General features: G+C 61.7%; 11 protein-coding genes. 10 read left to right on the plus strand and 1 reads right to left on the minus strand.

Annotated features, from left to right (window positions below; translation table 11 throughout):
- Positions 1–80: 80 nt before the first annotated feature.
- From ftsE to hutH, 10 genes are all read left to right on the plus strand, one after another.
- Positions 81–749 carry a cell division ATP-binding protein FtsE gene (ftsE, locus tag M2366_RS17790; protein WP_005892754.1) on the plus strand — a complete coding sequence of 223 codons (669 nt, stop codon included), beginning with the start codon at positions 81–83 and terminating at the stop codon, positions 747–749.
- Complete coding sequence (gene ftsX, locus M2366_RS17795) at positions 749–1702, plus strand: permease-like cell division protein FtsX (RefSeq protein WP_259270304.1); 954 nt, start codon at positions 749–751, stop codon at positions 1700–1702. The genes ftsE and ftsX overlap by 1 nt, the downstream gene beginning before the upstream one ends.
- Before the next feature lie 443 nt (positions 1703–2145).
- Positions 2146–3000 carry an RNA polymerase sigma factor RpoH gene (rpoH, locus tag M2366_RS17800; protein WP_224431790.1) on the plus strand — a complete coding sequence of 285 codons (855 nt, stop codon included), beginning with the start codon at positions 2146–2148 and terminating at the stop codon, positions 2998–3000.
- A gap of 272 nt (positions 3001–3272) precedes the next feature.
- A complete protein-coding gene (gene can / locus M2366_RS17805) occupies positions 3273–3932 on the plus strand; it encodes a carbonate dehydratase (RefSeq protein ID WP_259270305.1) in 660 nt (219 codons plus the stop codon).
- A gap of 11 nt (positions 3933–3943) precedes the next feature.
- Positions 3944–4648 (plus strand): histidine utilization repressor, encoded by a 705-nt coding sequence (gene hutC, locus M2366_RS17810; RefSeq protein ID WP_042040051.1) that lies wholly within the window; start codon positions 3944–3946, stop codon positions 4646–4648.
- Positions 4649–4867: 219 nt separating this feature from the next.
- Positions 4868–6190, plus strand: coding sequence for a YjiH family protein (locus tag M2366_RS17815; RefSeq protein WP_224431792.1), 1323 nt, complete (start codon positions 4868–4870; stop codon positions 6188–6190).
- A 163-nt stretch (positions 6191–6353) separates the two neighbouring features.
- Entirely contained in the window at positions 6354–7589 is a 1236-nt protein-coding gene (hutI, locus tag M2366_RS17820; RefSeq protein ID WP_224431793.1) for an imidazolonepropionase, read from the plus strand.
- A complete protein-coding gene (gene hutG, locus M2366_RS17825) occupies positions 7582–8505 on the plus strand; it encodes a formimidoylglutamase (protein ID WP_224431794.1) in 924 nt (307 codons plus the stop codon). The genes hutI and hutG overlap by 8 nt, the downstream gene beginning before the upstream one ends.
- 35 nt (positions 8506–8540) lie before the next feature.
- On the plus strand, positions 8541–10277 hold the full coding sequence (gene hutU, locus M2366_RS17830) for a urocanate hydratase (RefSeq protein WP_224431795.1): 1737 nt from the start codon (positions 8541–8543) through the stop codon (positions 10275–10277).
- A gap of 1 nt (position 10278) precedes the next feature.
- Positions 10279–11811, plus strand: coding sequence for a histidine ammonia-lyase (hutH, locus tag M2366_RS17835; RefSeq protein WP_259270306.1), 1533 nt, complete (start codon positions 10279–10281; stop codon positions 11809–11811).
- A gap of 86 nt (positions 11812–11897) precedes the next feature.
- Here hutH and M2366_RS17840 read toward each other — a convergent pair whose 3' ends face one another.
- Positions 11898–12995 carry a calcium:proton antiporter gene (locus M2366_RS17840; protein WP_224431797.1) on the minus strand — a complete coding sequence of 366 codons (1098 nt, stop codon included), beginning with the start codon at positions 12993–12995 and terminating at the stop codon, positions 11898–11900.
- Positions 12996–13155 lie beyond the last annotated feature (160 nt).

Consider the following 13155-nt stretch of genomic DNA (forward strand, 5'->3'; position numbering starts at 1 on the left):
GCAAGCCGGGCCGCCTTGGGCGGCCTCTTGCTCTCTCCAGTGCCCCGCAGAAGGGGCCCGTTCAGCTTCAGGGGCCAGAGATGATTCGTTTTGATCAGGTCAGCAAGGTATACAGCGGTGGCCATCAGGCGCTGCAGAAGGTGAACTTTCACCTGCGCAAGGGGGAGATGGGCTTTCTGACCGGTCACTCCGGGGCAGGCAAGAGCACCTTGCTCAAACTCATCAGCGTGATGGAGCGGCCCACAGATGGCCGCGTCTTCTTTCATGGGGAGGATGTGAGCCGGATCCAGCGCCGCCAGATCCCCTATGTGCGCCGTCAAATAGGCATGATCTTCCAGGATCACCGACTGCTGATGGACAGAACCGTGTTCGACAACGTGGCGCTGCCGCTGGTGATCGATGGCTACAGCCATGGGGACATCAACAAGCGGGTCGCGGCGGCCCTGGACAAGGTGGGGCTGCTCGGCAAGGAGCGCTACCAGCCGCGCATGCTCTCCGGGGGGGAGCAGCAACGGGTCGGTATCGCTCGCGCCATCGTCAACAAACCACCGCTGCTGCTGGCCGATGAACCGACCGGCAACCTGGATCCGCAACTCTCCATGGACATCATGCGCCTGTTCGAGGAGTTCAACAGCTTCGGGGTCTCTGTGCTCATCGCCACCCATGATCTCGGGCTCATCGCCCGCATGCGTTATCGCACCTTCACGCTCAAGGCGGGACGAATGCACTCCCAGCAGGAGGATTACTGATGGCTATCGTGCGTCACAAGCAGCCCCTGCTGCGCCGCTTCGTCATGTATTGGGTCGATCACCTGCGCCAGGCGTTCGCGAGTCTGGGCGAGCTGTGGCGTAACCCGCTCGCCTCCCTGATGACCCTGGCCGTGCTTGGTGTGAGCCTGGCGCTGCCCTCCTGCTTCCATGTGCTGCTCAAGAATGCCGAGCTGGTGGAGGGCAATTGGCAGAACAGCTCGCAGATCTCCCTTTACCTGCGCAAAGAGTTGCCGGAGCAGAACATTCAGGAGCTCAAGCAGCGCATTCAGCTCTACCCCGAGGTGGAGTCGGTGACCTACATGAACCGGGATGAGGCGCTCAAGGAGTTTCGCGAGATCTCGGGCTTTGGCGATGCCCTCGACTATCTGGACAGCAACCCGCTGCCACCTGTCTTGAGCGTGATCCCGGATCCGCGCTGGCAGAACCCGGACGGGGCGGCCGAGCTGCTCGCCAAGCTGGAGAATGAACCCGGTATCGAACAGGGCAAGCTGGACCTGCAGTGGCTGACCCGCTTGCAGGGCATCATGAACCTGCTGCGCCACACCATCACCGGCATTGCGGTGCTGCTGCTCTCCGCCGTGCTGCTCATCGTCGGCAACACCTTGCGGTTGAATATCCTCAACCAGCGATCCGAGATCGAAGTGCTCAAGCTGGTGGGGGCGACCGATGCCTTCATCCACAGACCCTTCCTCTATACCGGCATCTGGTACGGCGTCATCGGCGGCATGCTGGCCTGGTGGCTGACCGAGGTGATGGTGATCTGGAGCGAGGGGGTGGTCAAGGAGCTGGCCGGTCTCTACAACAGCCATTTCCGCCTGGTTGGCATGGGCGGGATAGACGGTATCAACCTGATACTGCTCGGGGCACTGCTTGGACTCATCGCTTCCTGGTTTTCGGTCCACCGTCACATTCGTGATATCGAGCCTTCTTGACCCATTTTTAGACAAGACTCGCTGGATTTTGCGAGCTGGATCAAGTAAAAAAGTGACCCTTTCTGGCACAGGAGGCGTTCAGCGAGTAATCTGGACGTCAATGATCGCCAGGATCTTCTCAAGATCCGTGGAACCTTTTTGAAGTGACGCAGTCTTAAAATCGAACTTATACGGGTGTGGCGTAAGACCCCCGCTCGTCAGACTTGGCAAGCATGTGAAGGTTGCGAGCTCCGCAACAATGGACTTAGCATGCTACTTTTCGGGGGTCCTTCACTGTGACCCCCTTTTTTTGGCTGTTCATTTTTGATTCATCCCGCATTCCTAATATGTGTCGGGTTCTGACTTGGTTCAGTACTTGATTCAGGCCGCAGAATAGTCGTCGCTTTCTAGACAGCCTCGGTGAGGATGCTAGACTGGCGCGACTGAAGAGTAAGAGGTAAAAGATGGGAACTTCATTGCAACGCACTATGGCCCTTATCCCCCAAGGCAGTCTGGAAGGTTATGTCCAGGCCGTTAACGCTATCCCCGTGCTCAGCGCGGAAGAGGAGCGTGAGCTGGCGATGCGGTTGCAGCAGGGTGGCGATCTCGAGGCTGCCCGTCAGCTGGTCATGTCGCATCTGCGCTTTGTTGTTCACGTTGCCAAGAGTTATGCCGGCTACGGTCTGCCCCAGGCAGACCTGGTACAGGAAGGCAACATAGGTCTGATGAAGGCGGTCAAGCGCTTCGACCCCAGTGTCGGCGTGCGCCTGGTCTCTTTCGCCGTGCATTGGATCAAGGCCGAAATTCACGAATACGTGCTGCGTAACTGGCGCATGGTCAAGGTGGCCACCACCAAGGCCCAGCGCAAGCTGTTCTTCAACCTGCGCAAATCCAAGAAGCGTCTGGGCTGGTTCAGTCATGATGAGGCGCGGGTTGTCGCCGATGAGCTGGGTGTCTCGGTCAGCGACGTGACCGAGATGGAAGCGCGGATGAGCAACTACGATCAGGCGTTTGACCTGGTCGGTGACGAAGATGACGAAGCTGGCTTCGCCCCCGTTCACTATCTGGAAGACAAGTCCTCCGACTTGGCCGCGACCATAGAGAACGACAACTGGGACAAACATGCCACCCGTCGTCTGAGTGCGGCCATGGCGACCCTGGACGAGCGTAGCCAGCACATCATTCGTGCACGCTGGCTGGATGATGACAACAAGACCACGCTGCAGGAGCTGGCCGACAGCTATGGTGTTTCCGCCGAGCGGATCCGTCAGCTTGAGAAGAACGCCCTCAAGAAGCTGAAAGACGCCATGGATGCCTGATGGAATTCGCCGAGCGGATCCGCCAGCTTGAGAAAAATACCCTCAAGAAGCTGAAAGACGCCATGGATGCCTGATGGAATTCGCCGAACGGATCCGTCAGCTTGAGAAGAACGACCTCAAGAAGCTGAAAGACGCCATGGTGGCGTGATGCTTCATCGACAAAACAGGGCCTGATGGCCCTGTTTTTGTTTCGAGAGCATCTGGTCGGCCTTGCCTTGGTTACCCTTGTGTATGTTATGTTGCCGCCATTGCCACAGTAGGGAGAGCAGATAGTGAAACTGTTGAACGACCTGTTTACCAACAACCGCGAGTGGGCGGAGCGGATCAAGGCCGAGGATCCGAATTTCTTCGCTACCCTCTCCGCCCAGCAGGCCCCCGAATACCTCTGGATCGGCTGCTCCGACAGCCGGGTACCCGCCAACCAGCTGATGGGACTGCTGCCAGGAGACGTCTTCGTCCACCGCAACGTCGCCAACCTGGTGGTGCACACCGACTTCAATTGCCTCTCGGTGCTGCAATATGCGGTCGAGGTGCTCAAGGTGAAGCACATCATCATCTGCGGCCACTATGGCTGCGGCGGCGTCAAGGCGGCGATGCAGAACCAGGAGCTGGGGCTCATCGACAACTGGCTGCGCAACATCAAAGACGTCTACTTCAAGTACGGCGAAGAGCTCGAGGCCATCGAGGATGAGCACGAGCGGTTCGACTACCTGTGCGAGCTGAACGTGGCCGAGCAGGTTGCCAACGTCTGCTACACCACCATCATCCAGAACGGCTGGCGCAAGGGTCAGGAGCTGGCGGTGCATGGCTGGATCTACGGCATCAAGGATGGTCTGCTGCACGATCTCGATCTCTGCATCAGCGGGCCGGATCAGATCCCCGATGTCTATCGCGCCTGGCCGGACAAGCGTCCGCCCCATCGCCGTCGCTGAGGACGCTGCCGTTGGCCCCCGCGCTCTATTTGCAGATCAAGCAACACGTGCTCGACGGCATTCGCTCGCGCCACTACGAGGCGGGAGACAGGATCCCGACCGAGGCCGCCTTGTGCGAGCAGTTTGCCGTGAGCCGGATGACGGTCAACAAGGCGCTGCGCGAACTGGTGGCCGAGGGTTGGCTCAACCGCACCGCCGGCTCCGGCAGCTTCGTGGCAGACAGGCGCACCGAGTCGACCCTGCTCGCCATTCGCAACATAGCGGACGAGATAGCGGAGCAGGGTGCCGAGTACAGCGCCAGGGTGATCCGCCTCGAACGTCAGGCCGCTGATGAGAAGGTGGCGGTGCAGCTGGGTCTGCGAGTCGGTGCCCCCATTTTTCACAGCCTGATCGTCCATCAGGCCGATGGGGAGCCGCTGCAGCTTGAGGAGCGTTTCGTCGATGCCCGGCAGTTGCCCGGTTACGGGGAGCAGGACTTCACGCGCCAGACCCCGAACCGTTACCTGATGGAGGTCTGCCCGCTCTCCGAGATGGAGCACGTGGTCGAGGCAGTGTTGCCGAGTGCGGGGGAGGCGGGGCTCTTGCAGATCCGGGTCGATATTCCCTGTCTGCTGCTCCACAGACGCACCTGGTCGGAAGGGGCACTGGTCTCCTACGCCCGGTTGCTGTCGCCGGGATCCCGTTACAAGCTGAGATCCCAGACCCGCATGTCCTGAGCCCAAGGCTCGACAACAAGGCCCCTCGTGGGCCTTTGTTGTTTTTGGCCTGGGATCCTGCCGGGATCCAACGGGGATCCCAATGTTTCAAACCTGTTAATTTTTTGTTTTGTCCTTCTCGGTGAACTGGTGTAGATATGTATATACATTTAAGGTCGTCCACGCAGACGACCCACCAGGGTGAGTCAACACTGAGTCAAGACAACAGGGAGAGACAAGATGGAAAGGGAACAGGTCATGGCACCCAGCACGGGGGCCGGTGCGGCCCTCAAGCTGATCATCACCGCTATCATCGGCATCGGCAGCTTCTTCGTGCCCTTCGAGCTGGGGGGCAAGAGCACCATATTGGTGGATCATCTGGCGAGTCAGCTCGTGGCGCAGCGCACCCTGGCGGTCAGCCTGGTGATGGCGCTTATCCTCTACGGTGCCTGCGCGCCTCTGTTTAATGGCAGCTGGCGTGCCCGTCCCATCGACAGGGTGCTGACCGTCTTCAAGCTGCTTGGATTGGGACTGGCGGTGGTCTACCTGACCGGGGTGGGCCCGGCCTGGCTGATGACCCCGGATCGTCTGCCCTTCCTGTTCGACAAGCTGGCGATGACGGTGGGATTGATCGTCCCCATCGGTGCCCTGGCGCTCACCTTCCTGCTTGGCTTCGGTCTGCTGGAGCTGATTGGCGTCCTGATGCAGCCCATCATGCGTCCCCTCTGGCGCACCCCCGGTCACTCCGCCATCGATGCGGTTGCATCCTTCGTCGGCAGTTACTCGGTCGGTCTGCTCATCACCAACCGGGTCTATCTGGCGGGCAAGTACAGCCTGCGCGAAGCGGCCATCATCGCGACCGGCTTCTCGACGGTGTCGGCGGCCTTCATGATCATCGTCGCCAAGACCCTCAACCTGATGCCCTACTGGAACTTCTACTTCTGGTCGACCCTGGTCATCACCTTCCTGATCACCGCCATCACGGCCCGCATTCCCCCCATCTCGCGCCTCGATGATGCCGGTAGCCAGGACGATCCTCTGCCCGTCGGCATGAATCGCTGGCAGGCGGCCATGGCCGCGGGTCTGAACCAGTCCCGGCAAGCGCCAGCCACCTGGCGACAGTTGCTGGATAACCTGCGTGATGGGGTGCAGATGGCGGCGGCCGTGGTGCCCTCCATCCTTTCGGTGGGGCTGATGGGGCTGTTGCTGGCTCAGCACACCCCCTTGTTCGATGTGATCGGCTGGATCTTCCTGCCCATCACCTGGCTGCTCGACATGAATGAACCCATGGTGGCGGCGCGATCCCTGGCTGCTGGGCTGGCGGAGATGTTCCTGCCTGCCATCCTGCTCAAGGATGCGGATCTGCTGGTGCGCTTCGTGGCGGCCGTGGTGTCGGTCAGCTCAGTGCTGTTCCTGTCTGCCTCCATCCCTTGCATCCTCGCCACCAAGATCCCGCTCGGGGTGGGTCAGTTGCTGGCGATCTGGCTCATTCGTACCTTGCTGGGCCTGCTGCTGGCCGGGGGCGTGGGCCATCTGGCCATCGCCATGGGTTGGCTCGCCTGATTTTAATTGTATATACATATCTGTGTGATATCAGCCCACCCTCAGGTGGGCTTTTTCATGGCTATACTCAAGTAAATCCACTGTTATCAAGATGTGATCTCGTCGCTGTATTTTCTGTCAGAGATCGGCTATAACGTATTGTATATACATTTGTGGGGGCGATATGAACAAGGAACTGTTGAACTGCGAGCGGGTCTGGCTCAACGTATTACCAGCCACCATGCGGCCCGATCTGGCCGATTATGGCCTGCTGGAGCCTCATGCCATCGGCGTGCGGGATGGCGTCATCCAGGCGCTGGTGCCCATGCATGAACTCAAGGGCAGTTTCCCCGCTCACTGGCAGGACATGAAGGGCAAGCTGGTGACGCCGGGCCTCATCGATTGCCATACCCACCTGGTGTTCGCCGGCAGCCGGGCCGAAGAGTTCGAACAGCGCCTCAAAGGGGTGCCCTATGCCGAGATCGCCAAGCGTGGCGGCGGTATCCTCTCCACCGTCAAGGCGACCCGTGCCGCTAGCGAGGATCAGCTCTACGATCTCGCCCTGCCACGGGTGAAGGCGCTGATGCGTGAAGGGGTGACCACGGTCGAGATCAAATCCGGCTATGGCCTGACTCTGGTGGATGAACTCAAGATGCTGCGGGTCGCCCGCCGCCTCGGTCAGTCTCTGCCTATCCGGGTCAAGACCACACTGCTGGCGGCCCATGCCGTGCCCCCCGAATGCAAGGATGATCCTGACTCCTGGGTCGAGACCATCTGCCAGGAGATCATTCCGGCCGCCGCCGAGGCCGGACTGGCCGATGCGGTGGATGTGTTCTGCGAGCACATCGGCTTCTCCCTGGCCCAGACCGAGCAGGTCTACCTCGCCGCTGCCCAGTATGGCCTGCCGGTGAAGGGGCACATGGATCAGCTCTCCAACCTGGGGGGCAGCACCCTGGCCGCCAACTTCGGCGCCCTGTCGGTGGATCATCTCGAATATCTGGATGCCGACGGCATCCATGCCCTGGCCCATCGTGGCGTGGTCGCCACCCTGCTGCCCACCGCTTTCTACTTCCTCAAGGAGACCAAGCTGCCGCCGGTCGAGGCGCTGCGCCGCGCCCATGTGCCCATGGCGGTCTCCTCCGACATCAATCCGGGTACGGCTCCGATTGTTTCCCTTCGCATGGCCATGAACATGGCCTGCACCCTGTTTGGCCTGACCCCCCCCGAGGCCCTGGCCGGAGTGACCCGTCACGCCGCCCGTGCCCTGGGGGAGCAGGAGCGGCTCGGTCAGTTGCGGGTCGGCATGCTGGCGGACTTCGTGGTCTGGAGCTGCACCCATCCCGCCGAGCTCAGTTATCTGGTCGGTGTCGAGCAGCCGGTGTGCCGCGTCGTCAATGGCAAGGAGACTATTCATGGTTGATATGAGCGTCTGGCAGGGTCGTCAGGATCCGGAAGATGGTGAGCTGGCCCTGCGTTGGCACGACCGGGTCCAACCCTGGCAGCCAGGATCCCCCAAGGGCGTCGCGTTGATCGGCTTTGCCTGTGACGAGGGGGTGCGCCGCAACAAGGGCCGCGTCGGCGCCGCCGAGGGGCCCCTGCATATCCGCAAGGCGCTGGCCAATACCGCCTGGCATGGTCGCCGCCCGGCCTGGGATGCGGGGGATGTCGCGTGTCTGGATGGCGAGCTTGAGCTGGCCCACGAGCAGTTGGCCGAACGGGTGGCGGCCTTGCTGGCCGATGGCCAATTCCCCCTGGTACTGGGCGGCGGGCATGAAGTGGCGTTCGGCAGCTGGAGTGGCCTCAACCGCCATCTGGCTGGCCGTGGCCGCGTCGGCATCATCAACTTCGATGCTCACCTGGACTTGCGCCGCAAGGCGCCTCAGGCGAGCTCAGGCACCCCCTTCTTCCAGATCGCCGAGCAGTGCCAACTGCAGGGCACGGCATTTCGCTATGCCTGCCTGGGTGTGGCCGAGACGGCCAACACCCAGGCGCTGTTCGCCCGCGCCGACGATTTGAATGTCTGGATCGTCAAGGATGAAGAGATGACGGAGCGGGAGCTACCTGGCGTGATCCTGGGCCTGGAGGCCTTTATCGCCGAGGTGGATCACCTCTACCTGACCATAGATCTCGACGTGCTGCCCGCAGGCCAGATGCCTGGGGTCAGTGCCCCGGCCGCCCATGGGGTGGCCCTGAATCTGATAGAACCCCTGATCGCCGAGATCCGTGCCAGCGGCAAGCTGCGTCTCGCCGATCTGGCCGAACTGAACCCGAGTCTGGATAGGGACGGCATCAGCGCCCGTGTGGCCGCCCGTCTCATTCACCAATTAACAAGATAAGCGGGCCGAGCCCCACAGTGAACAAGGAGAGTCAAATGTCTGAGCACAATCAGCAGCAAGAACCGCAGCAGAAGCAGGATCCCCGCCATGATCCCAGCCGGGTCATCCGCGCCGCCCGTGGTACCCAGTTGACCGCCAAGAGCTGGTTGACCGAGGCGCCCCTGCGGATGCTGATGAACAACCTGGATCCGGAAGTGGCCGAGCACCCCCAGTCCCTGGTGGTCTATGGTGGTATCGGCCGCGCCGCCCGCAACTGGGCCTGCTACGACAAGATTGTCGAGGTGCTGACCCGGCTCGAGGACGATCAAACGCTGCTGGTGCAATCGGGCAAGCCGGTCGGGGTGTTCCAGACCCACAAGGATGCGCCCCGGGTGCTGATCGCCAACTCCAACCTGGTGCCACACTGGGCCAACTGGGAGCACTTCAACGAGCTCGATAGGAAGGGGCTGATGATGTACGGCCAGATGACGGCCGGTTCCTGGATCTACATCGGCACCCAGGGGATAGTGCAGGGCACCTACGAGACCTTCTTCGCGGTGGCCAATCAGCACTTCAACGGCGAGCCTGCGGGGCGCTGGATCCTGACCGGTGGTCTGGGTGGCATGGGTGGCGCCCAGCCCCTGGCCGCCACCATGGCCGGCTTCTCGATGATCGCCGTGGAGTGCGACGAGACCCGCATCGATTTCCGCTTGAAGACCCGCTACGTCGACAAGAAGGCCCACAGCCTGGATGAGGCGCTGGCCATGGTCGAGGAAGCCAAGCAGAGCGGCACCGCCGTCTCCGTCGGCCTGCTCGGCAACGCCGCCGATGTGTTCGCCGAGCTGGTGGCCCGTGGCATCACCCCGGATGTGGTGACCGACCAGACCTCGGCCCATGACCCCATCCACGGCTATTTGCCGCAAGGGTGGAGCGTTGCCCAGTGGCGTGAGCTGCAAAAATCCGCCCCCCAGGAGGTGAACCAGGCGGCTCGTCACTCCATGGCGCGACAGGTGGAGGCCATGCTGACCCTGCAAAGTCGTGGCGCAGCCACCCTCGATTACGGGAATAACATCCGCCAGGTGGCGCTGGATGAGGGGGTGTCGAGCGCCTTCGACTTCCCCGGCTTCGTGCCAGCTTACATTCGCCCGCTGTTCTGCCAGGGCATAGGCCCCTTCCGCTGGGTGGCGCTGTCTGGCGATCCGGAGGACATCTACAAAACCGACCAGAAGGTCAAAGAGTTGATCCCGGACGATGCACACCTGCACAACTGGCTCGACATGGCCCGTGAGCGCATCGCCTTCCAGGGCCTGCCGGCGCGGATCTGCTGGGTCGGGGTCAAGGATCGGGTGCGGCTCGGCCTGGCCTTCAACGAGATGGTGAAAAATGGTGAGCTGAAAGCCCCCATCGTCATCGGTCGCGATCACCTGGACTCCGGCTCGGTGGCGAGCCCGAACCGGGAGACCGAATCCATGATGGATGGCTCGGACGCCGTCTCCGACTGGCCGCTGCTCAACGCCCTGCTCAACACCGCCGGCGGCGCGACCTGGGTCTCCCTGCACCACGGTGGCGGGGTCGGCATGGGCTTCTCCCAGCACTCCGGGGTGGTCATCGTCTGTGATGGCACGGATGATGCCGCCAAGCGGGTTGGCCGCGTGCTGCGCAACGACCCGGCCACCGGCGTGATGCGTCATGCGGACGCGGGCTACGAGATTGCCATCGATTGTGCCTTCGATGCGAAACTGGATCTGCCCATGCTCGAGTCGCAGGGTTCCCACACTGGTGAGGTGAAATAAGATGTTTGCATTGACTGTGAAACCGGGCGAACTGGATCTCGCCACCCTGCGCCGCGTCAGCCGCGAGCCGGTGTGCCTCTCGTTGGACGAGAGCGCCATTCCTGGCATTCGCGCCTCCGCCGAGGTGGTGACCCGAGTGATAGAGCAAAACCGCGTCGTCTACGGCATCAACACCGGCTTTGGCCTGCTGGCCAATACCCGCATTCCGGTGGAGCAGCTCGACGAGCTGCAACGCTCCATCGTGCTCTCCCATGCCGCCGGTATCGGCACCTACATGGATGACGCCACGGTGCGATTGATGATGGTGCTCAAGGTGAACTCCCTGGCCCGCGGCTTCTCCGGCATCCGGCTGGAGGTGCTCAATGCCCTGATCACCTTGATCAATGCCGAAGTCTATCCTGTGGTGCCCAAAAAAGGCTCCGTCGGCGCCTCCGGCGATCTGGCACCCCTGGCCCACATGAGCTGCTTGCTCATCGGTGAGGGCAAGGCCCGTCACAAAGGTGAGCTGATGGATGCCGCCACGGCCCTGAACATTGCCGGTCTCGAGCCTATTTCATTGGCGCCAAAAGAGGGGCTGGCGCTGCTCAACGGCACCCAGGCCAGCACGGCCTTCGCGCTGGAGGGACTGTTCCACGCCGAGGATCTGTTTGCCGGTGCCATCACTATCGGCGCCATGAGCGTCGAAGCGGCGCTCGGTAGCCGTCGCCCGTTCGATGCCCGCATCCATGCGGTGCGCGGTCAGCGCGGCCAGATCGATGCGGCCAGCTGTTATCGCCAGCTGCTGGTGGAGGGCAGCGAGATCGGCATGTCCCATCACAACTGCGAGAAGGTGCAGGATCCTTACTCCCTGCGCTGTCAGCCCCAGGTGATGGGCGCCTGCCTGACCCAGATCCGTCAGGCCGCCGAGGTTCTGGTGTGCGAGGCCAATGCGGTCTCCGACAACCCACTGGTGTTCGCCGAGGATGAGGAGATCCTGTCGGGTGGTAACTTCCACGCCGAGCCGGTGGCCTTCGCCGCCGACAACCTGGCGCTGGCCATCGCCGAAATCGGCTCCCTGTCAGAGCGTCGCATGGCGCTGCTGATCGATTCGCGGATGTCGGGTCTGCCGGCGTTTTTGGTCAACAACGGCGGCGTCAACTCCGGCTTCATGATCGCCCAGGTCACCTCGGCGGCGCTCGCCTCCGAGAACAAGAGCCTGGCTCATCCTGCCTCGGTGGACAGCCTGCCCACTTCCGCCAACCAGGAAGATCACGTCTCCATGGCCACCTTCGCCGCGCGTCGCCTGACCGACATGGCGGAGAACACCCGCGGTATCCTGGCGGTCGAGTTGCTGGCTGCGGCCCAGGGGCTGGATTTTCGCGCCCCCCTGCGCAGCACCGAACTCATCGAGCTGGCCAAGGGACGACTGCGTGAAGAGGTCAGCTTCTACGACAAGGACAGATACTTCTCGCCGGACATCGAAGCCGCCGCCGCCCTGCTGGGGGCCGCCAGCTACAACGATCTGATCCCGGCCGGTATCTTGCCGAGCCTGTAAGCGGCTATTCCCGCGAGAGAACTTTCGTCAAGAAAGCAAAAAGAGCGCCACCAGGCGCTCTTTTTTCGTCTCAAGAACAGTGCCTGTCAGGAGGGCTCGAACATCAGGAACAGATAGACCACGAACAACACCAGATGGGTGGCACCGTGCAACACATTGGTGCGACCGCTGCTGAAGGTCACTTTGCAGACCATGAGCGTGGTGGCGAGCAGCACCATGTTGGCGCCGGAGAGGCCCAGGCGCACCTCCTGCCCCATCAGGGCGCCGATAAACAGTACGGCGGGTACCGTCAGGGCGATGGTGGCCAGCACGGATCCGAAGTAGAGGTTCATGGCGCGTTGCAGCTGGTTGTTGAAGGCCGCCTTGATGGCACCGACCGCCTCGGGGGAGAGCACGATACAGGCGACGATAAAACCGCCGAGGGCGGGCGGAGCCGACATCACCTGTACCCCATGGTTGATGGGAATGGCCAGGGTCTTGGCCAGCAGGATCACCACCACCAGGTAGGCGAGCAGCAGCAGGGTGTGATAGACGTTGCTGCGCAGTATGCCGTGGTGCTCCTCATGATCTTCATGATCGCTGTCGACGAAGAAGTGGCTATGGCTGCGGGTCTGGATCAGCAGGAAGACGCCGTAGAGCAGGATGGAGATGATGATCAGCATCCAGGACATGGCGCTGGACATGCTGCCTTGGGTGCCGCCTTGGGTAAAGTTGGGCAGCACCAGACAGAGGAGCGCCAGCGGTATGATGGCGACCAGATAGGATTTCACTCCATCCAGATTGAAATTCTGGGTGTGATAGCGCCAGCCGCCAAACAGCAGGGTGAAGCCCACCAGGCCGTTTATCACCAGCATCACCACGGCAAACATGGTGTCGCGGGCCATCACAGGGTTGGGATCGCCGGTCAGCATCACGGAGGAGATCATCACCACTTCCAGAGAGATGACCGACAGGGTCAGGATCAGGGTGCCGAAGGGCTCACCCAGCTTGATGGCCAGGGCATCCGAGTGGCGCACCACCGAGAAGATGGCCCAGGTGACGATGGCGAGCAGGGCTAGTGACACCGGCAGGTAGATCGCGAGCGGAGTCGCTTCTGTCAGCAGGTCGCTGCCTAACGTCTTGAAGAAAACCAGGGTGAGCAGACCAGCGGGCAGGGCAATCTCTTGTCGGATAAATGACTTCATAGGCGGTAATTCTCATCTCAGGGCGGCGTTTGCCGACGGGGACCAATCCGCCATGGGCCATGGCGGATTGGTCAATGATAAAGGCTGGTGCCTGATTCGGGGAAAATCATTTGGCTGCTATCCATCAGCGGAGAGATGGCACGTGACGATGTGGAGTACC

It is taken from the genome of Aeromonas sp. BIGb0405 (assembly GCF_024807335.1).
Taxonomy (GTDB): Bacteria; Pseudomonadota; Gammaproteobacteria; order Enterobacterales; family Aeromonadaceae; genus Aeromonas; species Aeromonas rivuli.